Genomic DNA, 24,305 nt, shown 5'->3' with positions numbered 1-24,305 from the left:
GGAAGGGGTGCTCGTCGAGGAGGGGAGGCAATTGGCTATTGACTATAGCCAATTGGGGATGGATACTAGCTACATGACTCCTGCCTCCGCCCCCACCCCGACGACCCACTACCTCGCCCGCCCCGACGGGCGCGTCGCGTACGACCTCCAGGGCTCCGGTCCGCTGCTCGTCCTCGTGCCCGGGATGGGCGAACTGCGTTCGTCGTACCGCTTCCTCGCGCCGGTGCTCGTCGCCGCCGGCTACTCGGTCGCGAGCACCGATCTCCGTGGCCACGGTGACAGCGACACCACCTTCTCCGCCTACGGCGACGTCGAGACGGCAGGTGACATCCGGGCGCTGATCACGCACCTCGGCGGGTCGGCCGTCGTCGTCGGCAACTCCCTGGCCGCCGGTGCGGCGGTCATCGTCGCCGCCGACCATCCCGACCTGATCGACGGACTCGTGCTGGTGGGCCCGTTCGTGCGGAACCCGCCCGCCAACGCCGTCGTCCGCGGGATGTTCCGCGCCATGATGGCCCCGGCGTGGATCGCGACCGTCTGGAAGGGCTACATGCCCACCCTCTACGCCGGCCGCAAGCCCGACGACTTCCAGGAGTACCGGAAGGCGGTCGTGGCGAGCCTCAGGCGCAAGCCCTACGGCAGGGCGTTCTCGTTCACCACCCGGCAGACCGACCACGGTCCCGCCGAGGCGAAGCTCGGTGCGGTGACCGCCCCGACGATGGTGGTCATGGGGGAGAAGGACCCCGACTTCAAGGACCCCGCCGCCGAGGCCCGCTTCATCGGCGACGCCCTCCGGGCGGAGGTCGTCATGGTCGCCGAGGCCGGCCACTACCCCCAGGCCCAGCAGCCCGAGGTGACCGCGGACGCCGTCCTGCGCTTCCTCGGGACGGTGCGGCATGCCTAGGGCAGGCCTCTCCCGCGACCGGGTGGTGGAGGAGGCGGCGCTGATGGTCGACGAGGTGGGCCTGAACCGACTGACGCTCGCGGCCCTGGCCGGACGGCTCGGAATCCGCCAGCCCTCGCTCTACAAGCACATCGACTCGATGGCGGGACTGCAGCGCGACATCTCGGTCCGCGCGAAACGCGAACTCGGTGAGGTACTGGCCCGCGCCGCGGTCGGCCGCTCCGGCGCGGCCGCCATCCACGCCATGTCCCACGCCTACCGGGACTGGGCGCGTGAACACCCTGCCCGCTACGAATCCTCGCAGCGGCAGCCCTCACCGGGCGACCTCGAGGACGAGGCCGTGTCGCTCGCCGGTATCCAGGTCATCGGCGACGTCCTCTCCGGGTTCGACCTGGCGGGCGACGACGCCGTGGATGCGATCCGGGCCTTCCGCTCGGCCCTGCACGGCTTCGTCCTGTTCGAGACCACGGGATCGTTCGCCATGAGCGCGGACATCGACCGCAGCTTCGAACGCCTCGTCCACGGTTTCACCGTCGCCCTCACACAGTGGACCGACCCGGCCGACCCGGAGAGCATCCCGACCTCCGATCGGCGACGGACGGCAGGCGCATGAGCGACGAAGGCCACCCGGAGCTGCGCCCCACCAGCACGCGGCAGATGCAGGCCCTCCAGCGGGGCGGGCTCCCCCCGCTGGACCGGGTACGCGACGACGTCTGGGCCCTGGCCCAACCCATGCCCGGCGGCCACCTCGCCTACTCCTTCACGTATCTGCTGCGGGGCGCGGACGGCGGCGTGCACGTCGTCGATCCCGGCTGGGATTCCGACGAGAACTGGAACCGCCTCACCACGGCCCTCGCGGAGATCGCGCGCTCCACCCCCGGGAACGGCACCTCCGGGGCCGGTGCCGTCACCGGCATCACCGGCACGCACCTCCACCCGGACCACGTGGGGATGGCCGCCCGCCTGCGGGATGCGTCCGGCGCACCGCTCGCGATGCACGCGCTGGAGCGCCGGGCGCTCGAGCGGCGCAGCGTCCGCCGCGCCGATACGGCCGCGGAGCTCGGGCGCCTGGCGGACTGGGGTGTACCGGAGGAGCGGCGCGGGGAGCTGGTCCAGGACGTGGACCGGTCACCCGAGGGGCTGGTGCTCGCCGTCGACCGGGAGCTCGACGACGGCGACCTCCTGCCCGTGCCCGGCTTCCGGGTCGCGGTGATGTCCACCCCCGGCCATACCGCCGGGCACCTGTGCCTGCGCGACGACGACCGCGGTCTCCTCTTCACCGGCGACCACGTCCTGCCGACCGTGTTCCCCGGCCTCGGGCTCGGGGGAGCGACGGCGTCGAATCCGCTGGCCGACTACCTCGCGTCCGTGGAGCGGATCCTGCCCTACGGCCGGTACGAGGCGGCGCCGGGGCACGGCTACCGGTTCATGGGCCTCGACCGGCGGGCCGCCCGGTGCGCCGCGCACCAGTTGGGGCGGGCCCGGGAGGTGGCCGCCGTCCTCGAGGAGGAGCCGACCGTGTGGGGCATCGCCTCACGCCTGACGTGGACCGCGGGCTGGGACGGCCTCCGCGGGTTCCAGCTGCTCTCCGCGCTGTCGCAGACCGAGATGCACCGGGATTTCGTCCGCCGGCACGGGCTGCCCTGAGCCCCGACATCTTCGAACATTTCCGGCCAGGACCTCCCTGAGTGCCCCCGGCATCTATACGCTTCCTCCATGGATGCAGCAGATACCGGCGGGGTGGAATTCGACCGCGCCATCGAGGTGCTGGAGGAGCAGACGAGTGTGCTGTGGCGCCGCGAACGGACCACATCCCACGCGCTCGCCAAGAACGTGCACCCGGAGATGGAGCCGGCAGCCTACGGTGTCCTGACCCTGCTGCAGCGGGAGGGTTCGCTGCGGGCCACCGACATCGCCACGAGCATCGGGGTGGGCAAGCCGTCGGTGAGCCGCCAGCTCGCGGCGCTCGAACGCCTCGGCCTGGTCAGCCGCCGGCTCGACCCGTCGGACGCCCGTTCGCAGCGCGTGCTGCTCACCGCACGGGGGCAGCAGCAGCTGGCGGCCGCCCAGGCGGGCCGGCGGACGGCCTTCACCGCGCTGATGCGCAGCTGGGATCCGGACGACGTCGAGACGCTCGGACTGCTGATCGCCCGGCTGAACAGCACCTACAAGAAGGACACCTGGTAGCGGATCAGCCCTCCGTCCACCCGGCCCCTTCACGGAAGACGCCTACGCGCCGCCCCGAGCCGGCATCGAGGGAGTCGCCGGGATCATCGAACAGTTCACCGGCGTCCGCCTTGCTGTGCCGGAGGAGCTGCTCGGCCTCGACCCGTGCGTCCTCGACCGTTCCAGCGGCGATCCGGCTGCGTGCCGGCAGCATGTCGAGGTGCACCACCCGCTCGGCGGTCTCACCCAGCGGGATCGTGACGCCGTCACCGTCGTCGTCGAGCGGCACCTCCGCCCCACCGCTCTCCGCCGGGACGACGTACTCCAGGAAATAGGCCATGCCCCACGGTCGCACCGTCTCCGTGCCGCTGCCAGCCGGGCCCGGCGCGCGCGCAGGCTTGCCTGGCCCTCCCCGGACTGGTAATCGTCGCGGGCACGGACTCCGGTCGGCGCCGTCAAATCGGCGGAGGCGCTAAGGGGCGGATGCACCGGCTGCTCCCGCGTGCCTAGATTGGAGGCATGGCCGATACGACGCAGCATGAAGACGGCGCCCCGGTGGCGCCCACACCCCTCGAGCGACTCGCCGAAGCCCACCGGGTGGGCACCACCTTCAAGGGGTGGGACGGCCGGCCTGCGCGCGTCGCGCCGGAGACGCTCGTCACCGTGCTCGCCGCCCTCGGCGTCGATGCCTCGTCCGACGCCTCGATCGGGCAGGCGCTCACGGATGTCGAGGACGGCCCGTGGCGCTCGGTGCTCCCCGCCGTCGTCGTGGTACGCCGGAGCGATCTCGACCCGGTGGTCCTGCACGTGCCGGTCGGCGCCGAGGTGGAGTTCTGGGCCGTCGACGAGGACGGGGTCCCCTACACCGGCACCGTCGGCGACGCGACAGGGGCCCGGACGGTCGACGGTCGGGCCCTCGAACAGCGCGAGGGCACACTCCCGCACGCCCTGCCGCTCGGCTGGCACACCCTCCACGCCAGGGTGGACGGGCGGGAGACCTCCTCCACCTTCGTGGTCACGCCGGACCGGCTGAGCACGACGGCGGCGCTCAGGAAGCACCGTACGTGGGGCCTCATGGCTCAGCTCTACTCGGTCCGATCCTCCGGGTCGTGGGGCATCGGGGACCTCTCCGACCTCGGGCAGCTGGCCCAGGCCGCGGCGGCACACGGCGGCGGCTTCGTCCTGGTCAACCCCTTGCATGCCGCCGAGCCCGTGCCTCCCGTGGAACCATCCCCGTACCTGCCCACCACGCGGCGCTACTTCCATCCCCTCTACCTGCGCATCGAGGACGTCCCCGAGTATGCGAGGCTCGACGACGCCGCCCGGGCGAGGATCAGCGCCCTCGCCGCCGGATTCACCACGGCGAACACCGCCACGGAGCTGCTCGACCGCGACTCCTCGTACGCCGCGAAGCTCGAGGCGCTGGAACTCGTCTTCGCCCACCCGCTCCCCGAGCAGCGCCAGCACGATTTCGACGCGTACCGCGCCCACCAGGGGCAGGGCCTTGCCGATTTCGCCCTCTGGTCCGCTCTCGCCGAGACCTACCCTCCGGGCGCACCGGAGTGGGACGACGTCGGCCGGCCGGGGTCGGCGGGCGCGCGGGAGTACGCGGAGCGCCACGCGGAGCGGATCGAGTTCCACGAGTGGCTGCAGTGGCTCCTCGACGAGCAGCTGCAGGAGGCCCAGCTCGAGGCGACGGGTGCGGGGATGCGGATCGGCGTGGTGCACGACCTCGCCGTGGGCGTCCACCCGAGCGGCGCCGACGCGTGGTCGCTGCAGGACGTGCTCGCGTCGGGCATCAGCGTGGGTGCCCCGCCGGACATGTTCAACCAGCACGGGCAGGACTGGAGCCAGCCGCCGTGGCACCCGGAGCGCCTCGCAGCGTCCGGGTACGCGGCGTTCCGCGACATGCTCCGCAACATCCTCCGCCATGCGGGCGGTATCCGGGTGGACCACATCCTGGGCCTGTTCCGTCTCTGGTGGATCCCGCAGGGCGCGGCGCCGGGTGCGGGAGCGTACGTCTACTACGACCACAGGGCGCTGATCGGCATCCTGGTGCTGGAGGCCGAGCGCGCCGGGGCGGTCGTGGTGGGCGAGGACCTCGGCGTCTTCGAGCCCGGCGTGCAGGAATACCTCGGTGAGCGGGGTGTCTTCGGTACCTCGATCCTCTGGTTCGAGCAGGACGAGGACGGCCCCCTGCCGCCCGAGGCCTACCGTGAGGGCTGCCTGACGACGGTGACGGTGCACGATCTCCCGCCGAGCGCGGGCTACCTCGCCGGCGAGCACGTGGCCCTGCGCGAGAAGCTCGGGCTGCTCAGCCGCCCGGTGGCGGAGGAACAGGCCGAGGACCGCGCCGTCCAGGAGAAGTTCCTCGCGCTCCTGCGGCAGCGCGGCCTCCTGGCGGGCACCCCGGACGTCCGGCAGACCGTCGAGGCGCTGCACGCCTTCATCGCGCAGACCCCCTCGGTGCTGCTGGGCGTGGCTCTCGCCGACGCCGTCGGTGAACGCCGCACCCAGAACCAGCCGGGCACCAACGACGAGTACCCCAACTGGCGCATCCCCCTCGCCGACGCCGACGGCAGGGCGGTCCTCGTCGAGGACCTCGCCGGGAACGAGCGGTTCGCCTCGCTCGTCGCGTCGCTGGGCCTCCCGCCGGCGGACGGGGAGGCCGCGGGGCCGATCGCCTGACGGGCAAGCACGAACTGATGCAGCGGGCCATCCGCGCTGCATGATCGGATGGAGGGATGGACAGGCTGGGAACGTACGACGTCGTCATCGTGGGTGGAGGGGTGTCCGGGCTGAGTACCGCACTCGTGCTCGGTCGGGCCAGGCGGAGCGTGCTGGTGGTCGACGCGGGAACGCCGCGCAACGCCCCGGCCGGGGCTGCCTACGGATTCATCACGCGGGACGGCGTGGCGCCCGACCGGCTCGTCGCGCTCGCACGGCGGGACCTCGCCCCGTACGCGGTGGAGTTCCTCGACGGCACCGTCGAGGGGGCCCGGAAGGTCCGCCAGGGGTGGGCCGTCACCACCTCGGACGGCGCGTCGGCCGCCGGGCGGCACCTCGTGCTCGCCACAGGGCTGCGTGACGTCCTCCCCGAGGTCCCCGGCGCGCGGGAGGCGTGGGGCCGCGGCCTGCTGCAGTGTCCGTACTGCCATGGCTGGGAGGTCAGGGACCAGCCCCTCGGCGTCCTTGGATCGTCGTCGAGCTCGCTCCACCAGGCACTGCTGGTGCGGCAGTGGTCCGAGGACGTCACCTTCTTCCCCCACACCCTCGACCCGCTCCCGGAGGACGACGAGCGGCGCCTGCGCTCTCGCGGTGTCCGGATCGCCGAGGGTCGCGTGCACGCCCTCGTCCCCGCGGACGGGGACGACGGCGCGCCGCGGGCCCTGCGCGGCGTCCGGCTGGAGGACGGTTCCGTGCACCCCTGCTCGGCGGTCTTCTGCGAGCCCGGGTCCGATGCCGCCCTACCGCTGATCGACGCACTGGGGTGCGCCCTGCGCGACGACGGCTGCGTGTCTACCGACGACATCGGGCGCACCTCGGTGGAGGGGGTCTGGGCCGTCGGCAACGCGGCGGACCCGGCAGCGCAGCTGATGCCCGCCGCGGGTGACGCCTACCGGACCGCCGTCGCCGTCAACGCCCTGCTCGTCGAGGCGGACTGCGCCGCGTGCCTCGACGCGGAGGAAGCGGTGAGCGAGGGTGTCTGACATGCATCAGGGGAGGCCCGCGCGCGCGGGCCTCCCCTGATGCACTGGGGGATGTGCGGTGTACTACCCCTTCAGGTCAGGGCGTGTGTCCGCGTCCTGCGCCTCGAACGGGGTGTCCTCGACGTGTCGCGGGTCGCCACCGCTCGGGCCGGTGGTCCCCGCGGCGCCCGGCGTCGCCGTGGTGCCCGGCTTCCCTGCCGTCGAGGTGTCCATCACGGTGACCACCGGTGGGACGTCGAGGGGGAGGTCCCCGCTCGCGCCGATGTCCTTGCCCGGGGTACCCGGGTCCTTGGCACCGTCCCCGGAGTCCGAACCGCCCTTCTTCAGCACGCCCTTGAGGGAGTCCTGGACCGCGGGGGCCTTGCTCTTGAGGGTTTCGGTGGTCGACGAGACCTTCTCCTGGACCTTCGGGTCGTTCCACAGCTTCTGCGCCTTCGACCGGAGCTGCTCGTAGCTCTCCCGGCCGGCCCGCGTGCCGAGGACGTAGCCTGCAGCCATCCCCGCTGCGAATACGAGTTTGTTCTTCATGCCCTTCTCCCTTCGGTGGATTGCGTTGCCTTCGAATCTAGACCACAGCAGGGGCGGGGGCGAGGGGAGTTTTCCGCACCGGGCGGCTCCCGACGCAGGTCAGGACGAGAGGCGCTCCGAGTCGGCGTTCCCGGCAGGGACGGCTGCGGACCCGGACTGCTCGTCGCGCCGGTCCAGTTCCTCGGTGAGTTCCTCGTGCCGGAATTCGGTCTCCGGCGAGGCCTCGCCGTCGGTGGCGTACTCGTGGTCGAGTTCGCGGTGGATCCTGCTGTTCAGGACCTCGGCCTCGGGGAGGTCGAGTGCGGTGAGGTCTTCCGGGAAGTCCTCGGAGGGCGACAGTCTGGTGGTCATGGTGGCCTGTTCGGTGTTTCGGAGCGGACGGTGGAACCGGGCCTGCTGGTGGACCACGCGTGCCGGGCAGTCCGGGCACGGGATCACGGTAGCCGCCGGTCGACGTGAACGGAAGTCACGGTATCGCCGGCCGGCGCCGGACGTGTCCGTGGCGGGCGCTAGTCTTCCTCCCGGCAGAGCACCGACCGGAGGAGGCACGATGCCCGAGGGTGACAGCGTCTTCCGCCTCGCCGTGCGCCTGCGACGGTCGCTCGACGGCCGGGCCCTGACGCGCGGGGACCTGCGCGTCCCAGCACACGCCACCGACGCCCTTGACGGGCAGCGGGTGATGCAGCATGTCACGCACGGGAAGCATCTGCTGACCCGGTTCGACGGCGGGCTCACCCTCCACACGCACCTGCGGATGCAGGGGTCCTGGACCGTCACGGTACCGGGCAGGAGGCTGCCGCACCGGCTGCTGCCGGAGGCGCGCGTGATCCTCGAGGTCGCCGGCGGACCGACGGCGTACGGGCTGAACCTACCCGTCGTCGACCTGCTGCCCACGCGCGCCGAGCACGACGTCGTCGGGCACCTCGGGCCGGATCCGCTGCGGAACGACTGGTCCGCGGAGGAGGCGGTCCGGCGGCTCCGCCGCTCCCCGGGAGAACGCGTGGCCGCGGCCCTGCTCGACCAGCGCAACGTCGCCGGCTTCGGCAACCTCTGGGCGAACGAACTCTGCTTCCTGCGCGGCCTCCACCCCGACACGGCGATGGCCGACGTCGACGTCCCGGCCCTCGTGGCCCTCGGCACCCGCTGCCTCCGCTTCTCCGCCACGCGGCCCGGCGCGCACCAGGTCACCACGGGGAACACGCGCAGGGGCGAGCAGCACTGGGTGGCCGGCCGGGCCGGGAGGCCCTGCCTGCGGTGCGGGACCACCGTGCTCGTGCGGGCCGAGGTGCCGGGCGACCCGGGCCGACGCCGCACCTGGTGGTGTCCGCGCTGCCAGCCGTCCCCCGGCTGACGGCGCCTGCCTGCTGTGCATTTGCTGTGAAGTGGACCACAATTGGTCCTGCCGCAGGTTTGAGGCTCCTGCGGCGGTTGTGGTGAGGGGAACAGATGAAGCAGAGAACGGCATTCACGGAGACGATCGCATCGCAGGTCGAGGAGTTCACGCCGGCGTTCGAGGCGAAGGTCGGGCCGGAACTGGCCGCGGTGTTCGCCCGTGAGCAGGAGGACCTGCGCCGGGCGGGCACGCCGCAGGGGATCGCCCGGGTGGGTGACCGGTTGCCCGAGACCCACCTGTACGACGCGGAAGGGCACCGGACCGGGCTGGGGGAGGTGCTCGGTGCGGCGGCGGCGATCCTCATCTTCTACCGCGGCTCGTGGTGCCCCTACTGCAGTATCGCCCTGAAGACGTACCAGCGGGAGCTGCGGCCCGTCGTCGAGGCCTTCGGCACGCGGCTCGTCGCGATCAGTCCGCAGGCGCCCCACCGTTCGGTGAGGGCCGCCCGCGAGGCGGGGCTGTACCTCACGATGTACTCGGACAAGGGCAATGCCCTGGCCGCGCAGCTCGGCATCGTCACAGTACCCAGCCGTGATTCGATCCGCGCGAGGGCTGCCCTCGGCATCGACGTGGCCGGTTACAACATGGACCGCACCTCGGCGATCCCGTTCCCCACGGTGGTCGTCGCCGACGCCACCGGCACCATCCGCCTGATCGACGTGCGGGTCGACTACACCACGCGGACCGAGGCGTGCGACATCATCGACGCCCTCGTGGCGCTGTAGTCCGGGCAGGCACAGGCACAGGCACGAGCCCGGGCGGCTCAGGATACGCGGGCCGGTCACCAGGGCGCGGACGTCCTCCACCGAGCCCGTGCAGCCGGTCAGGCGAAGGAGACGGAGCGGAGGGTGCGCGGTGACAGCCGGTCCTGCAGCACGAGCGTCGCGGCGCCGAGGGCTGCGGCGTCGTTGCCGTTCACGGACAGGCGGACCTCCACGGGATGGATCGCCCGCGCCATCGCCCGGCGGGCCAGGGCGTCGCTGATGATGTCCACATAGAATCCGCCGGCCGTCGAGAAGGCACTTCCCGCGAGGACGATGAGTTGGAGATCGAGGAGGTTCACCATCGAGATCACCGCACTCGCCACGTACTCGGCGGAATCCTGCATCAGGCGCAGCGCCGTCGCGTCGCCGTTCGTCGCGGCCGTCCCCACGGCGGCGAAGTCCTCGGAGATGACGCCCGTCAGGGGGATGTCGAGCTCCCCCCGCGCTGCGGCGTCGGCGGCCTGCGCCACCACGATCCTCGGGCTCGCGTACAGCTCCAGGCAGCCGATGTTGCCGCAGGGGCACTGGAGTCCCCGGGCGTCGACCGTCACGTGCCCGATCTCGCCGACGTTGGAGCTGACGCCCTGGTAGATGGTGCCGTCCATGACGATCCCGGAGCCGATGCCCGAGCCCATGTAGACGGAGGCGTAGTTCGAGTACCCCTCCGTGGCGCCGAGCCAGTACTCGCCGATGGCCGCCGCCGTGGCGTCGTTGTCGAACTCGCAGTGGAAGCCCGTGGTGGAGGTCAGCGCGCGGCGGATGGGGAAGTCGCTCCAGATCTCCAGGGACGGTGCGTTGCGGACCGTGCCCGTGGTGCGGTCGAGGGGTCCGGGTGTCGCGATGCCCATGCCCACGATGCTGCCGCGGTTGACGCCGGACTCGACGATCAGCGCCTCGATGTCCCTCGTCATCCGGCTGACCACCGTCAGGGGGGAGGTGTCGCCCGGGCCGTCGACGCGCCGCCGGCCCACCACGTGGCCGCGGAGGTCCGCGATGATGTAGGTGATGTAGTCCTGGCCGATGTGGACGCCGACTCCGAGGCGTGAGGCCGGGTTGAGTTCGAGGAACATGCGGGGCTTGCCGCCCGTCGATTCGCCGCGGCCTGATTCGAGGATGATGTCCTCGGTCAGCAGCGTGCGCACGAGGGTGGAGATGGTGGCCTGGGTCAGGCCCGTCTTCTCGGCGAGTTCCACGCGACTGATGGGTCCGCTGGAGCGAATGAGGTCGATGACCTTCCCCCGGGAAGACTCGCGGCGGCGGGTCTTTTCGATCACGGTCAATGGTAGCCCCGAGGGTGGGGAAGTTGAAGGGGCAACCTTTTCCCCAGGGGGGTTCCGGGGCCCGGCCGTCATGCCGCGCCCACGGCCCGGCGCCAGGCCGCCGCGATCTCCCGGTGACCCTGCGCCGTGGGGTGGACGCCGTCGTCGGCGAGAGCCGCGGCTCCCGTCCGCTGGGCCAGCCCGTTGAGGATGCCGTCCACGGGCACGATCACCGCGCCGAACTCCTCGGCGAGCAGGTGCACGGCGTCGATCCGCGGATCGAGATCCTCACGCCAGGAGAGCTGGTCCTGGCGCACCGGTAGCACGAACGGTTCCAGCAGGATGATCCGCACAGCGGGGACGAGAGTGGCGAGCAGGCGGCGGTAGCGGTCGGTGAAGCTGCCGGGATCGGAGGGGATCCCGCTGTCGTAACGACGCCAGGTGTCGTTGATGCCGATCATCACCGACACGGCGTCGGGCTGCGCGGCGAGGACGTCCGCCTCCCAGCGCCGTTCGAGGTCCTCGAGCCGGTCGCCGCCGACACCCGCATTGAGGATCCGGCAGCCCGACAGCGATCCGGAGGAGGCGAGCTCTCGCACATACCCGAAGCCCAGGCGCTCTGGATCCTCGCGCCGCCCGCAGTCCGTGACACTGTCTCCGGCGAAAACAAGGCACCCCTCGAGAATCACGGCACATCCTTCCATTGGTCACTATATTTAGTAGATTAACTTAGTACACGCAGCCACTTCGACGATAGGGACCCATGCCGCTTCCGGAACCGATCATCCGCCATCTCCAGGCAGGAGGCGTCAGCGTCGTCCTCGGCTGCCCGGTGGACCGCCTCCCCGAGGTGCTGTACTGGGGTGCCGCCCTCGGCGATCTGGGGCCGGAGGATCTCGCGGCGGTCGCCGCCCTCGGGGAGCCCCTCCTGGAGAACACGACCGACCTCCCGGTCCGGCTGGGCGTCCTGCCCGAGCACGGCGCCGGCTGGATGGGGACGCCCGGACTGTCCGGGCACCGGGGCGGGCAGGACTGGTCCCCCCTCTTCACGGCGGTGCGGCACGACGTCGAGGGCGACCGGCTGCTGGTCCACGCCGAGGATCCACTCACCCGGCTCGCCCTGGACTACACCCTGGAACTCCTGCCTTCCGGTCTGCTCCGGGCACGCGCCACGATCACCAACCGCGCTCCGGAGGACTACGAGCTACAGGATTTCGTCGTCGTCCTCCCTCTCGCCCCCGAGGCCCACGAGATCCTCGATCTCGCGGGACGCTGGGCCAAGGAGCGCGTGCCGCAACGCCACCGCGTCACGGTGGGCACCTACCGGCGCGAGGTGCGGCGGGGCCGTACGGGCGCCGATTCACCGACCGTGCTGAGCGCGGGTGTCCCCGGCTTCGGGTTCCGCGACGGCGAGAACTGGGGCGTGCACGTCGCCTGGAGCGGCAACCACCAGTCCTTCGTGGAGCGGATGACGAGCGGGCGGACCGTGATCGGGGGCGGGGAACTCCTCCTGCCCGGCGAGGTGGTCCTCGCCGAGGGTGAGAGCTACACCTCGCCCTGGCTGTACGGCGCCTACGGCCGGGGGCTGGACGACCAGGCCGCGCGATTCCACCGGTGGCTGCGCTCGCGGCCGCAGCACCCGGCGTCGGACCGTCCCGTCACGCTCAACGTCTGGGAAGCCGTGTACTTCGACCACCGCCTCGAGCCGCTGCTCGAACTGGCGGAGCGCGCCGCCCGCGTGGGCGTGGAGCGCTACGTGCTCGACGACGGTTGGTTCCGGGGGCGCCGCGATGATTCCGCCGGCCTGGGTGACTGGTTCGAGGATCCGGAGGTGTGGCCCGAGGGCCTGCACCCGCTCGTGGACCGCGTGCGGGCACTCGGCATGCAGTTCGGGCTCTGGTTCGAGCCCGAGATGGTGAACCCCGACTCCGACCTGGCCCGGAACCACCCGGACTGGATCCTCCAGGTCAACGGCCGCCTGCCGCTCGAGGCCCGGCGGCAGCAGGTCCTCGACCTCACCGTCCCGGAGGCGTCCGCCTATCTCCTCGACCGCATCTCGGCCCTCGTCACCGACTACGGCCTGGAGTACCTCAAGTGGGACCACAACAGGGACCTCGTCGACGCCGGATCGGCCGCCACCGGACGCCCCCGGGTCCACGACCAGACCCACGCCGTGTACGCGCTCCTCGACGAGCTGCGCCGCCGGCACCCCGGGCTCGAGATCGAATCCTGTTCCTCGGGTGGAGCCCGCGTGGACCTCGGCATCCTCGAGCGGACGGACAGAGTGTGGGCCAGCGACTGCATCGACCCGCTCGAGCGGCAGCAGATCCTCCGGTGGACCGCGCAGCTGCTCCCCGCCGAGCTCGTCGGCAGCCATATCGGCAGCGCGGTCTCCCACACCACGGGGCGGGCCTCCTCCCTGGACTTCCGGGCCATCACGGCCATGTTCGGGCACTTCGGCATCGAGTGGGACATCAACGGACTCGACGACGGCGAGCTCGCCGCCGTCGCCGGCTGGGTGGCCCTCCACAAGCGCTTCCGGTCACTGCTCCGCTCCGGCACGACGGTGCGCGGTGATGCCGCGCTCCGCGAGGTGGCGGTCACGGGGGTCGTCGCGGCGGACGCCGCGGAGGCCCTCTTCTCCCTCTCGCTGCTCGCCCGTCCGTCCACCTGGCCGCCCGGACTCGTGAAGCTCCCGGGCCTCGACCCCGACGCCCGCTACGCCATCACGCAGGTCGGCGGCGCCCAGGCGTCCGGGCAGCCCTTCACGGCACCCGCCTGGCAGGGCGGGAGCCTGGTGGTCGGCGGCCGCGTCCTCGGATCGATGGGCCTCCAGGTGCCCCTGCTGCAGCCCGAACAGGCCGTGCTCGTGCACCTCCGGGCGCTGCGCTGAGACGCCGGCGAATCACTACGGACACCCGACCTGCGATCCCCGGTGCAAGGATGGAAGGCACCGACACCCCGCGAGGAGCGACGCCCCGATGCACCTGATCCTCGACCGCGTGCCCTACGACGCCCCGGATGCCACCGCGCTGCGCGACGCCCAGCAGGCCGAGCTGCATGTGCGCTACAGCAGCGAGGACCACGAGCCCGGCGAGCCGCCCACCGCGGCCAACGTGCCGTTCTTCCTCGTCGCGCGGACCGCGGACGGGACCGCGGTGGGCTGTGGCGGACTGCGGCCGCTCGGGGCCGGAGGCCTCGAGATCAAGCGCATGTTCGTGCTGCCGGCCCTCCGCGGCCGGGGTGTCGCGACGGCGATCCTGCGGCGCATCGAGGAGGAGGCGCGGACCCTGGGGTGCCCCGAGCTGCTCCTCGAGACCGGCACGGAACAGCCGGACGCGATGCGCTTCTACGAGCGCGAGGGGTACCGCCGCATCGACAACTTCGGCCACTACGCCGGCGAGGCGCACTCGGTCTGCTACGCGCGCACCCTCGTCTGACCGTTTCCGATCGGGGTCGTCCTGCACGAGCCTGCCCGGTCCGCGCCCGTCCGGTCCGCGCCCGTCCGGTCCGCGCCCGTCCGGTCCGCGCCCGTCCGGTCCGCGCCCGTCCGGTCCGCGCCCGTCCGGTCCGCGCCCGTCCGGTCCGCGCCCGTCCGGTCCGCGCCCGTCTGGCGGTCTCCGGTCCGGCTCAGGAGGTGATGTCACCCATTGTGGCGCCGAGGGACGCCAGGAGCGGATCGGCATCCGTGAAGAGCAGGAGGTCCCGCGCACCGGATCCCATGCCGATCCGGCGTCCGGCGATGCGCTCGTCGGCGTAGACGGGCAGGTCGCTGCTGCTGCCGAGGGGCGTGATGGTGCCCGGTGCGTAGCCCGTGATCTCGAGGGCCGCCTCGGGCTCCACGAGGGATGCCCGGTTGGCGCCGAGCAGGGCACGCAGCTTGGGCCAGTCCAGGCGCCGCGTGCCGGGGATCAGGACGAACACCGCGGCGCCGCCGACCTTGGCCACCATCGTCTTCACGCCGTCGTCGCGGGTGAGCCCCTGGGCGGCGGCCGCGTCGTCGAAGGTGCCCGCATGGTCCCTGTGCACGAGGGTGACGGCGAGTCCGCGCGCCTCGGCGTCACGTTCTGCGGGCAGCGGGCGTGCGGGGTGGTCCATGGTGCCCATCGTAGGGGCCGTCGGGCGTGCCCGGCACGCCCGACCGGCGCCACGTCACGATGATGTCGCCGAGGTGGAAGGTGCCCCTGGTGACACCCGCGGCGCCCCGGCCCAGGTGGAGGCCGAGCTGCGTGACCTCGGGAAGCGAGGTGTCACGACGGAGCGATGCGGCCCTCCTTCGACGGTGTTACGGACCGAGTCGGTCGTGAGGCGTAGATCACACACTTACTTGACTTAGATAATAAAGTCGCCTAAGAAAGTACTCAACGGTTCGCCCTCGGGTGGTGGAACCGGCCGGCGGCACCGCAGCCGCCCACGGATGAAAGGTACAAAGATGTCCTCAACACTCTCGGGTTCCCGGCGACTGGGCCTGGCTGCCGCCTCCCTGCTCAGCGTCGCGACCCTCGCCCTCAGCGGCTGCGCCGGCGGCGGGGGAGCGTCCACCGGAGGCGCCGGCTCGGACGCCTCCTCCGTCACGGTCTTCAACGGAGCCACCGGTACCATCTCCGAGAACTTCAACCCGTTCTCGTCCACCGCGCTCCAGCCCACCCTCGGCGTGATCTTCGAGCCGCTCTTCTGGTACAACGCGGCCTCCGACGAGGAGCCCATGCCGCTGCTCGCCGAATCGTTCGCATGGAACGAGGACGGCACGCAGCTCACCATCAAGACCCGTGAGGGCGTCAAGTGGTCCGACGGCGAACCGTTCACCGCGAAGGACGTGGCCTTCACCTTCAACCTCGTCAACGAGACCCCCGAGCTGAACACCACGGGCCTCGCGGCGACCGCCGAGGCCACGGACGACACCACCGCTGTGCTCACCTTCACGGAGAACTCGTTCATGCAGGAGCCGAGCGTGCTCGGCAACCGGGGCATCGTCCCCGAGCACATCTGGAAGGACGTCGCGGATCCCATCACGGAGACCAACCCGAACCCCGTGGGCACCGGCCCCTTCAAGGTCAAGGACTTCACCGCGCAGAGCTACCTGCTCGAGAAGAACGACCTCTACTGGGAAGAGGGCAAGCCCGCGATCAACGAGGTCCGCTACATCTCGCTCGAAAGCGCCGACGCGGCCACGGGCGCACTCCTGGCCGGCGAGGTGGACTGGATGAGCTCGTTCCTGCCCGGCCTCGAGCAGATCCTGTCGGACAACGAGAACCTCTCCTACGTCAACACGCCCGCCCTGACCGCCTCGATCTTCACCTGCTCCAACGAGGAGCTGGGCTGCGAAGGGCCGCAGACCGATCCCGCGGTGCGCCAGGCCATCTACCAGGGCATCGACCGCGAGCAGCTGAACGCCCTGGCCGGCGGCGGCTTCGCCGGGACGGCGTCACCCACCCTGGTGCTCCCCGAGCGCGACGCCGCCTGGATCGCCGACCCGGAGAACACCGAGACGCCCGCCAACGCCAACGTCGAGGAAGCCCGTAAGGTCCTGGACGAGGCCGGCTGGGTCGAGGGCAGCGACGGCATCCGCGAGAAGGACGGCGAGCGCCTGTCGCTCGGCATCCAGACCGTCACGGGCTACAGCGACTTCATCTCGCTCAACGACGCCATGGCGCAGCAGCTGCGCGAGGTCGGCATCGAGCTCAAGCCGACGCAGATCACGTACAACGAGTGGATCAACAACCTGAACATCGGGAAGTACCAGCTCACACTCGAGTCGATCGGCCTGCAGCCTTCGAACAACCCGTACTACTCGTACGAGAAGTGGTACAACTCGGCGAACACGACGCCCGTGGGTGAGTCCGCGCTGAACAACAACACCGCGCGCTACTCGAACCCCGTGGTCGACGAGGCGCTTGCCGCAGCACGCGCCACGAACGACGAGACCGTGCAAAAGGAGCAGTACGGCATCATCCAGGACGAGATCGTCCGCGACATGCCCTACATCCCCATCTACGTGAACTCGCTCCTGACCGAGTTCAACACCGAGCGTGCCACCGGCTGGCCGACCAACGAGGACCCCTACGCCCTCGCGGCCACCTGGAAGGCCTGGGACAACGGCATCGTGCTGAAGAACATCACGCCTGCCGAGTAACCAGTCCTCCACCCCGTGCCACGGGCGGGAGGGATCATCCTCCCGTCCGTGGCACGGGCCTCGACCTGCCGTGGAAAGCCGACTCCCATGAAATACATCCTGCAGAAGCTGGGGTTCTACCTCATCGCGTTCTGGGCCGCCCTGACGGTCAACTTCTTCCTCCCGCGCCTCCTGCCGGGAAACCCCGTGGACATCATGCTGGCCAAGCTGGCGCAGCGCGGGCCGGTCACCCCGGAAGCGCGTGAGGCGGTGGAGCTGCTCCTCGGCACCAACACCGAGGCACCGCTGATCGTGCAGTACTGGCAGTACCTCGGGAAGCTCTTCACCCTCGACCTCGGTACGTCCGTCGCCTTCTTCCCCGCATCGGTGACCGACATCATCGCGCAGACCCTGCCGTGGACCATCGGGCTCATCGGCGTCGCCACCGTCATCTCGTTCGTGCTCGGTGTCGCCCTCGGGATGCTGGCCGGCTGGAAGCGTGGCTCGTGGCTGGACAACCTCATCCCGGTGACCACCATGCTGCAGTCCGTCCCCTATTTCTGGCTGGCCCTGATCCTGCTGTTCGTGCTCGGCGGCATGTGGGACCTGTTCCCGCTCAACGGCGGCTACAACGTCTACGAGACCAGCCCGGGCTGGAACCTGGAATTCATCGGCAGCGTCATCTACTACGGCACCCTGCCCGCCCTGACGATCGTCATCTCCTCCGTGGGCGGCTGGATGCTCGGTATGCGGAACATGATGGTCTCCACGCTCTCGGACGACTACATCCTCACGGCCGAGGCCAAGGGGCTCCGCCCCCTGCGGATCATGACCACCTACGCCGCGCGCAACGCCGTCCTGCCCTCCGTGGCCGGCTTCGCGATCTCGCTCGGCTTCGTGGTGGCGGGCTCGATCGTCACGGAGGCCGTGTTCTCCTACCCGGGGATCGGCTCCGCGCTCCTCAACGCGGTGGGCAGTAACGACTACTCCCTGATGCAGGGACTGTTCCTCGTCATCACGCTGTCCGTCCTCGGGGCGAACCTGCTCGTGGACCTCCTCTACTCGTTCATCGATCCCCGCACCCGGGCCCGAAGCTAGGACTCGCCATGACCACCACCACCCAGGACCCGGGCGTCGCCGCCGCGAGTGCACGGTCGTCCCGGCCGAAGCGCTCGCTGCCGCCGATGACGCCGAAGCTCGCCGCCGGGCTCATCATCGCCGGCAGCATCGCCCTGTTCGGCATCTTCGGTCCGTTCTTCGTCGGCGACCCGTCGAGGGTCGACAATGTCGGCCTCGCGGGTCCCGCGCCCGGTTTCCTCCTCGGCACCACGCAGACCGGCCAGGACGTCTTCGCGCAGCTCGCCTATGCCACCCGTGGATCCCTCACGGTGGGCCTGATCGTCGGCGTGCTGACGCTCTTCCTGTCCGCCTTCTTCGGCATCATCGGTGCCTACTTCGGGGGGTGGCTCGACGAGTCCTTCTCGCTCTTCAGTAACGTCATGCTCGTCATCCCGGGCCTGCCGCTCGTCATCATCATCTCCAGCTACGTCCCCGAGAAGAGCATCCTGCTCGTCGCCGTGGTCCTCGCGATCACCGGCTGGGCAGGCTCCGCCCGCGTCCTGCGTGGCTTCACCCTCAGTGTGCGCAACCGCGACTACGTCGCCGCCGCCCGCGTGTCCGGCGAGAGGTCCTGGCGCATCCTGGGCGTCGAGATCCTCCCGAACCTGATCCCCCTGCTCGCCTCGCAGATGGTGTTCGCCATCATCTTCGCGATCCTCGGTGAGGCAGGGCTCTCCTTCCTGGGGCTCGGGGCGTCGGACTCCTTCACCTGGGGCACCATGCTCTACTTCGCCCAGAACGGGCTCGCCCTGCGGCTCGGCGCCTGGTGGTGGTTCGTACCACCGGGACTGCTGATCGCCCTGTTCGGCGCAGCGCTGGCCCTCATCAACTTCTCCATCGACGAGATCATCAATCCGAAGCTGCGCTCCCAGACCCGCGCCACCCGGCGCTCCTGGAAGCTCTCGAAGTCCGAACTGCGCGCCGCCACGAAGGAGGATGTCCTGTGAGCACCGACCAGGGAGCCCACGCCGTCAGCATCACGGACCGCGGCGCACCCGGCACCGCGGACGAGCGCCGGCCCGGACGCGAGCAGCGCAGCGGCCGCGCCGCGGAGGCGCGCGAACACCCGGTCCTGACCATCGACGACTTCAGTGTCGAGTACAAGGGCGACCGCGTGGTCAAGGCCGTGAAGAACGTGAGCCTCACCCTCGGTCGCGGGGAGATCCTGGGCCTCGCGGGGGAGAGCGGCTGCGGCAAATCCACCCTCGCCTATGGCATCAACCGGCTCCTGAAGCCGCCGGCCGTCATCACCGGCGGCAGCGCCCATTTCCACTCGCGCGAGGGCTATGTGATCGACCTCAACGAACTCAGCGGCGAGGAGCTCCGCGCCTTCCGCTGGGACAAGATCGCCATGGTCTTCCAGGGCGCCATGAACTCGCTCAACCCGGTCATCACCATCCAGAGCCAGATCGAGGACATCTTCTCCACCCACCGGCCGGACATGCCGAAGAAGGAGCGCCGCGCGAGGTGCGGGGACCTCCTCGAACGCGTGGGCGTGGACCGGAGCCGGCTCCGCTCCTACCCGCACGAACTCTCGGGCGGCATGCGCCAGCGCGTCATGATCGCCATGGCCATGGCGCTGGACCCGCAGGTCATGATCATGGACGAACCCACCACGGCCCTCGACGTCGTGGTCCAGCGTGACATCCTGCGGGAGATCACCCGGCTTCGCGCCGACCTCGGTTTCGCGGTCATCTTCATCACGCACGACCTCCCCCTCCTGCTGGAGATCAGCGACCGCATCGCGGTGATGCGCGAGGGCGAGATCGTGGAGCTCGGCGACGCCGTCGAGCTGTACACGGACCCCCAGCACGAGTACACCAAGAAGCTGCTCGCATCCTTCCCCAGCCTGACCGGGGAACGCGGCGACTTCATCCGCGGCGGATCACGCGCGCAGAACGGAGAGCCCGCATGAGCGCCCTCGAAGTGAAGGACCTCGTCAAGGAGTACAGGCTCCGCAACGGGCGCCGGTCGAGCACCCTGAAGGCGGTGAACAACGTCAGCTTCTCGATCGACAGCGGACGCACCGTGGCCCTCGTCGGGCAGAGCGGCAGCGGCAAGTCCACCCTGGCGAAGCTGCTGATGCAGCTCGAGAAGCCCACGTCCGGCAGCATCCTGCTCGACGGGGCCCCGGTCAGCCGGCGCGGCGCAGGCCTGCGGCAGTACCGCAGCGACGTGCAGATGGTGTTCCAGGACCCGTTCGCCTCGCTGAACCCGTACCACACCATCGCCCACCACATCGGGCGCCCGCTCATCCTGCACGGCAAGGCCACGGGCCGCGACGAGGTGCTGGCCGGCGTCACCAGGCTGCTCGAACGCGTGCGGCTCGACCCGGACATGGCGCAGCGCAAACCGCATGAACTCTCCGGCGGCCAGCGCCAGCGCATCGCCATCGCCCGCGCGCTCGCCCCCGAACCGAAGATCCTCGTCGCGGACGAACCCGTCTCCATGCTCGACGTCTCGATCCGCCTCGGCGTCCTGAACCTCCTCGCCGACCTGCAGCGCGAGGAGAACCTCGGGGTCTTCTACATCACCCACGACCTCGCCACGGCACGCCACTTCTCGGACGACATCCTCGTCATGTTCAAGGGCGAGATCGTGGAGCGCGGCCCGGCCGACGACGTGATCCTGAACCCGCAGCACGAGTACACGCAGCTGCTGGCCGAAGCCGCCCCGAACCCGGAGAAGCGCCTCAGCGCCTGATCCCCGCAGGCCCCCGAACCACCGGCAGCCCCCAGGGCGCCGCAGACCCACCACTGGAGTATGTGCATGAACCACACGACCACCGCCCCGCAGACCCTCGACCTGGGCGGCACCTGGCAGCTCACCTGGACCGCCGGACCGGACGGCTCGCCGTCGTACGCCACGGGCGGCGCGGCCATCCCCGCCACCGTGCCCGGCCAGGTCCACACCGACCTGCTGGCCGCCGGCCTGCTGGAGGACCCCGACGTCGGCCTGCGCGAGGCGGACCAGATGTGGATCGGGCACTCGCAGTGGACCTACTCGCGGACCTTCACCTGGGACGGGACGTCGGAGGACCGGACCGAGCTCGTGGCCGACGGCCTCGACACCTTCGCGACCGTGCGCCTGAACGGCCAGGACGTCGCCGTCACCGCGGACCAGCACATCGGGTACCGCTGGGAGGTCGCCCACCTGCTCACCCCCGGCGAGAACCTCCTGGAGATCACGTTCGGCTCCGCCTGGGACGCCGCCCACGAGTGCGAGGCCCAGCTCGGCGGGGAACTGCCGCGCCCCTACGACGAGCCCTACCCGTACGTGCGCAAGAGCGCCTGCAACTTCGGCTGGGACTGGGGGCCGCACTACGTCACGGCCGGTATCTGGCAGCCGATCCGCCTCGAGTCCTGGTCGCGCGGGCGCATCGCCTCGATCCGGCCCGACACGGCCCTCCACGAAGGACCCGGCGGCACGACGGCGACCGTCGGTGTCAGCGTCGGGGTCGAGCGCCCCGACCCGGCGTCCGAACTGACCCTGACCGCGGTCCTCACCGCACCGGACGGCTCCGAGGCCGCGCGGGTGAGCGTCCCCGTCGACGCCGACGACGTGGTGCTCGCACTCGACGTCGCCGATCCCGAGCTGTGGTGGCCCGTGGGGCTCGGCGCCCAGCCGCTCTACGGCCTGTCCGTGGTCCTCCACGGTGCCGGCGAGGGCGGGGGCGACGCACTGTCCACCGGCACGCGCCGCATCGGCCTGCGCACCGTGACAGTGGAGGAGGAACCCGACGCCATCGGCACCACCTGGGCCCTGGCGGTCAACGGCCGCCGCGTCCGCGTCCGCGGCTACAACTGGATCCCGGACGACCCCTTCATCGCCGAGGTCACCGACGAGCGGCTCGGGCAGCGCCTCGACCAGGCGGTCGACGGCGGCGCGAACCTCCTGCGGGTCTGGGGCGGCGGCTACTTCTCGACCGAGGAGTTCATGGCCGGCTGCGACGAACGCGGACTCATGGTCTGGCACGACTTCCTCTTCGCCTGCGCGGCCTACGACGAGTCCGACGCCATGATCGAGGCCGTGACCACCGAGGCGGAGCAGGCCGTGGCGCGCCTGTCCTCGCACCCGAGCCTCGTGATCTGGTGCGGCGGCAACGAGTGCGTGTGGGGCATGTACGACTGGGGCTGGCCCGAGATCCTCGACGGACGCCCGTACGGCGCCGCCTTCTACACGGAGGTCCTCCCGGGCGTCATCGACCGCCTCGACCCCTCCCGCCCCTATGTGCCGAACAGCCCGTGGTCCGGGTCCCTGGACAGGCACCCGAACGACCGCGACTCCGGGCCCGTGCACATCTGGGAGGTCTGGAACAACGTGGACTACGTCCACTACCGCGACGTCGACCCGCCCTTCGTCTCCGAGATGGGCTGGTGCGCACCCCCGGCCTGGTCCACCCTGCAGCGCGTCGTGACCGAGGGCGACCTCGTCCCGGAGAACCCGCAGGTGGCCCACCACATGCGGGCCGCGGACGGCATGGAGAAGCTCGCCCGAGGCCTCGAGCCCTACTTCGGCGCCCCCGGGGCGGCCGAGGACTGGCACTACCTCACCCAGATGGTGCAGGCCCGCTCACAGGCCGTCGGCGCCGAATGGCTGCGGACACGCGAGCGCTGCGCGGGCGTGGTCATCTGGCAGCTCAACGACTGCTGGCCCGTGCTCAGCTGGTCCGCCGTGGACGGCGACGGCATCGAGAAGCCGGTCTGGTACGCGCTGCGCCGCTCCTTCGCCGACCACCTGCTGGCGATCGTCCCCGTCACGGCCGGCGGGACGGATGACCCCACGGGCCCGGACGGCCTCGAAGTGGTGCTCGTCAACGACGGGCTGTCCGCCTGGGCGGCCGACGTCGTCGTGCGCCGCCTCGCGCTGGACGGGACGGAGCTCGCCCGCGAGACCCTCCCGCTCACCGCCGCGGCGGACGGGACGGCGCGTGCCCTCCTCCCCGGGGGCCTCACCGCCGTCAGCGACTCCGAGTTCCTCGTGGCCGACGCGGACGGACTGCGGTCCACGTGGTTCTTCGCACCCGACGCCGCGCTCGCACCCGCGGCACCGCGCTTCACGGCGGAGGCCACGGCCGACGGCGGCACCGTGCGCGTCAGCGTCCACGCGGAGACGCTGCTGCGCGACCTCTGCGTCTTCGCGGACCGCCTCGCCGACATGCTCGGCGTGGGCGCCCCGGAACTCGTCGTGGACGACATGATGCTCACGGTGCTGCCCGGGGAGACCGCCGTCTTCACGATCAGCCGGCGCGACGGCGGTCCGCTCGACGCGCCCGCCGACCTCTCGGCCGCCACGCTGTCCCCCGTGGTCCGGTGCATCGGCGACGGCTCGTCCCTCGTGCCCAGCGGGTCGGGCGGGGCCGCGGGGGACGCGGCGCGATGATCGCAGGCATCGAGACCGGCGGCACCAAGGTGATCTGCGCCGTCGCCGACCCGCAGGATCCGGGCGTCCTCGTGGACCAGGCGCGGATCGACACGACCTCGCCGGCGGAGACCCTGGCTGCGGTGCGGGACTTCCTCGCCCCGCACGCCGTCGGGGGTCGGTTCGACGCGGTGGGCATCGCGTCCTTCGGGCCGGTGGAGGTCGACGCCGCGGCGGAGCGCTTCGGCTGGATCACCTCCACACCGAAGCCCGGGTGGCGGGACACGGACCTCGTCGCGGGCCTCCACCTCGCACCCGGGACCCCGGTCCGGCTCGTGACGGACGTGACGGGCGCGGCACTCGGCGAGCACCGGTTCGGTGCGGGCCGCGGCGTCAGTGACCTCGTCTACGTGACGGTGGGCACCGGCGTCGGCGCCGGGATCGTGGTGGGCGGCGTGCCCTTCACCCTCCGCAGCCACCCCGAACTCGGGCACCTGATCATCCGGCGGCACGCGGACGACTCCTTCCCCGGTGTCTGCCCGTTCCACGGGGACTGCCTCGAGGGGCTCGCCTCCGGGCCCTCGATCACGGCACGGTGGGGGAGGCCGGGTACCGACCTCGGGTCCCTGCACCAGGACGCCGTCGCCCTGTCCGCCTACTACATCGCGCAACTGCTCGCGACGGTCACGTACGCGGTGGCCCCGCAGCGGATCGTCGTCGGCGGCGGGGTGCTGAAGACGGCGGGGCTGCTCGACGCCGTGCGGGAGCAGCTCGCGCTGCTCGTCGGCGGGGCGCTGGCCGAGCACCCGCTCACGGATCCGGGTAGCGGCTACGTCGTCCGGCCCGCACTCGGTGACGAGTCCGGGGTCCGCGGCGCCCTGTCGCTCGCCGGCGACGCCCTGCCCCTCGGTGCGGTGCTGGCGGCGGCCGGCTAGCAGCCGCACCTGCCGTCCCTGCCCTGCCCGTCGCCCGATCACGGGCGACGGGCA

The 24,305-nt window shown here is 71.2% G+C and carries 23 protein-coding genes; 17 read left to right on the top strand and 6 right to left on the bottom strand.

Annotated elements, in window-relative coordinates:
• The first annotated feature begins 73 nt into the window (after positions 1-73).
• The 4 genes from V6S67_RS15755 to V6S67_RS15740 all read left to right on the top strand — a co-directional run bounded on the left by V6S67_RS15755 (position 74) and on the right by V6S67_RS15740 (position 3,091).
• Positions 74-904: an alpha/beta fold hydrolase gene (locus V6S67_RS15755; RefSeq protein WP_334211122.1), complete on the top strand. Its 831-nt coding sequence runs from the start codon at positions 74-76 to the stop codon at positions 902-904.
• Positions 897-1,517: a TetR/AcrR family transcriptional regulator gene (locus tag V6S67_RS15750; protein ID WP_334211121.1), complete on the top strand. Its 621-nt coding sequence runs from the start codon at positions 897-899 to the stop codon at positions 1,515-1,517. The genes V6S67_RS15755 and V6S67_RS15750 overlap by 8 nt, the downstream gene beginning before the upstream one ends.
• A complete protein-coding gene (locus tag V6S67_RS15745; RefSeq protein WP_334211120.1) occupies positions 1,514-2,551 on the top strand; it encodes an MBL fold metallo-hydrolase in 1,038 nt (345 codons plus the stop codon). Before V6S67_RS15750 ends, V6S67_RS15745 begins: the two co-directional genes overlap by 4 nt.
• A 69-nt stretch (positions 2,552-2,620) precedes the next feature.
• Entirely contained in the window at positions 2,621-3,091 is a 471-nt protein-coding gene (locus V6S67_RS15740) for a MarR family winged helix-turn-helix transcriptional regulator (protein ID WP_334211119.1), read from the top strand.
• Between the two features lie 4 nt (positions 3,092-3,095).
• On the opposite strand, the gene V6S67_RS15735 is transcribed toward V6S67_RS15740, so the two are convergent.
• Positions 3,096-3,410 (bottom strand): hypothetical protein, encoded by a 315-nt coding sequence (locus V6S67_RS15735; protein ID WP_334211118.1) that lies wholly within the window; start codon positions 3,408-3,410, stop codon positions 3,096-3,098.
• A gap of 179 nt (positions 3,411-3,589) precedes the next feature.
• On the opposite strand from V6S67_RS15735, the gene malQ reads away from it, so the two are divergent.
• Positions 3,590-5,758, top strand: a complete 2,169-nt coding sequence (gene malQ, locus V6S67_RS15730; protein WP_334211117.1) for a 4-alpha-glucanotransferase — start codon at positions 3,590-3,592, stop codon at positions 5,756-5,758.
• Positions 5,759-5,814: 56 nt separating this feature from the next.
• Complete coding sequence (locus V6S67_RS15725; RefSeq protein WP_334211116.1) at positions 5,815-6,780, top strand: NAD(P)/FAD-dependent oxidoreductase; 966 nt, start codon at positions 5,815-5,817, stop codon at positions 6,778-6,780.
• 63 nt (positions 6,781-6,843) lie between these two features.
• Here V6S67_RS15725 and V6S67_RS15720 read toward each other — a convergent pair whose 3' ends face one another.
• Both V6S67_RS15720 and V6S67_RS15715 read right to left on the bottom strand, forming a co-directional pair.
• Positions 6,844-7,308: a YtxH domain-containing protein gene (locus V6S67_RS15720; protein WP_334211115.1), complete on the bottom strand. Its 465-nt coding sequence runs from the start codon at positions 7,306-7,308 to the stop codon at positions 6,844-6,846.
• A 99-nt stretch (positions 7,309-7,407) separates the two neighbouring features.
• A complete protein-coding gene (locus V6S67_RS15715; protein ID WP_334211114.1) occupies positions 7,408-7,659 on the bottom strand; it encodes a hypothetical protein in 252 nt (83 codons plus the stop codon).
• 199 nt (positions 7,660-7,858) lie between these two features.
• Here V6S67_RS15715 and V6S67_RS15710 point away from each other — a divergent pair, with 199 nt between their 5' ends.
• A complete protein-coding gene (locus tag V6S67_RS15710; RefSeq protein WP_334211113.1) occupies positions 7,859-8,659 on the top strand; it encodes a DNA-formamidopyrimidine glycosylase family protein in 801 nt (266 codons plus the stop codon).
• A 95-nt stretch (positions 8,660-8,754) separates the two neighbouring features.
• Complete coding sequence (locus V6S67_RS15705) at positions 8,755-9,426, top strand: peroxiredoxin-like family protein (protein ID WP_334211112.1); 672 nt, start codon at positions 8,755-8,757, stop codon at positions 9,424-9,426.
• Positions 9,427-9,524: 98 nt separating this feature from the next.
• On the opposite strand, the gene V6S67_RS15700 is transcribed toward V6S67_RS15705, so the two are convergent.
• On the bottom strand, positions 9,525-10,739 hold the full coding sequence (locus V6S67_RS15700; protein ID WP_334211111.1) for an ROK family transcriptional regulator: 1,215 nt from the start codon (positions 10,737-10,739) through the stop codon (positions 9,525-9,527).
• Between the two features lie 74 nt (positions 10,740-10,813).
• Positions 10,814-11,413, bottom strand: a complete 600-nt coding sequence (locus V6S67_RS15695) for an SGNH/GDSL hydrolase family protein (protein WP_334211110.1) — start codon at positions 11,411-11,413, stop codon at positions 10,814-10,816.
• Between the two features lie 74 nt (positions 11,414-11,487).
• Between V6S67_RS15695 and V6S67_RS15690 the strand changes: the two genes are divergently transcribed.
• Together V6S67_RS15690 and V6S67_RS15685 are read left to right on the top strand one after the other, a co-directional pair.
• Positions 11,488-13,617: an alpha-galactosidase gene (locus V6S67_RS15690; RefSeq protein WP_334211109.1), complete on the top strand. Its 2,130-nt coding sequence runs from the start codon at positions 11,488-11,490 to the stop codon at positions 13,615-13,617.
• 88 nt (positions 13,618-13,705) lie between these two features.
• Entirely contained in the window at positions 13,706-14,164 is a 459-nt protein-coding gene (locus tag V6S67_RS15685; protein WP_334211108.1) for a GNAT family N-acetyltransferase, read from the top strand.
• Between the two features lie 190 nt (positions 14,165-14,354).
• Here the strand turns inward: V6S67_RS15685 and V6S67_RS15680 are convergent, their stop codons facing one another.
• Positions 14,355-14,822: an aminoacyl-tRNA deacylase gene (locus tag V6S67_RS15680; protein ID WP_334211107.1), complete on the bottom strand. Its 468-nt coding sequence runs from the start codon at positions 14,820-14,822 to the stop codon at positions 14,355-14,357.
• A gap of 334 nt (positions 14,823-15,156) precedes the next feature.
• Here V6S67_RS15680 and V6S67_RS15675 point away from each other — a divergent pair, with 334 nt between their 5' ends.
• The 7 genes from V6S67_RS15675 to V6S67_RS15645 all read left to right on the top strand — a co-directional run bounded on the left by V6S67_RS15675 (position 15,157) and on the right by V6S67_RS15645 (position 24,251).
• Positions 15,157-16,857 carry an ABC transporter substrate-binding protein gene (locus V6S67_RS15675; RefSeq protein WP_334211106.1) on the top strand — a complete coding sequence of 567 codons (1,701 nt, stop codon included), beginning with the start codon at positions 15,157-15,159 and terminating at the stop codon, positions 16,855-16,857.
• Between the two features lie 87 nt (positions 16,858-16,944).
• Positions 16,945-17,934 (top strand): ABC transporter permease, encoded by a 990-nt coding sequence (locus tag V6S67_RS15670; RefSeq protein WP_334211105.1) that lies wholly within the window; start codon positions 16,945-16,947, stop codon positions 17,932-17,934.
• 8 nt (positions 17,935-17,942) lie between these two features.
• Entirely contained in the window at positions 17,943-18,902 is a 960-nt protein-coding gene (locus V6S67_RS15665) for an ABC transporter permease (RefSeq protein WP_334211104.1), read from the top strand.
• Between the two features lie 125 nt (positions 18,903-19,027).
• Positions 19,028-19,870 (top strand): ABC transporter ATP-binding protein, encoded by an 843-nt coding sequence (locus V6S67_RS15660; protein WP_334211625.1) that lies wholly within the window; start codon positions 19,028-19,030, stop codon positions 19,868-19,870.
• Positions 19,867-20,658: an ABC transporter ATP-binding protein gene (locus V6S67_RS15655; RefSeq protein ID WP_334211103.1), complete on the top strand. Its 792-nt coding sequence runs from the start codon at positions 19,867-19,869 to the stop codon at positions 20,656-20,658. The genes V6S67_RS15660 and V6S67_RS15655 overlap by 4 nt, the downstream gene beginning before the upstream one ends.
• A gap of 66 nt (positions 20,659-20,724) precedes the next feature.
• On the top strand, positions 20,725-23,337 hold the full coding sequence (locus V6S67_RS15650) for a glycoside hydrolase family 2 protein (protein WP_334211102.1): 2,613 nt from the start codon (positions 20,725-20,727) through the stop codon (positions 23,335-23,337).
• Complete coding sequence (locus V6S67_RS15645) at positions 23,334-24,251, top strand: ROK family protein (protein ID WP_334211101.1); 918 nt, start codon at positions 23,334-23,336, stop codon at positions 24,249-24,251. Before V6S67_RS15650 ends, V6S67_RS15645 begins: the two co-directional genes overlap by 4 nt.
• Positions 24,252-24,305: the final 54 nt, after the last annotated feature.

Origin of the sequence: Arthrobacter sp. Soc17.1.1.1, from assembly GCF_036867195.1 — a bacterium.
Taxonomy (GTDB): Bacteria; Actinomycetota; Actinomycetes; order Actinomycetales; family Micrococcaceae; genus Arthrobacter_D.
This window is presented reverse-complemented; position numbering and strand designations above follow the sequence as displayed.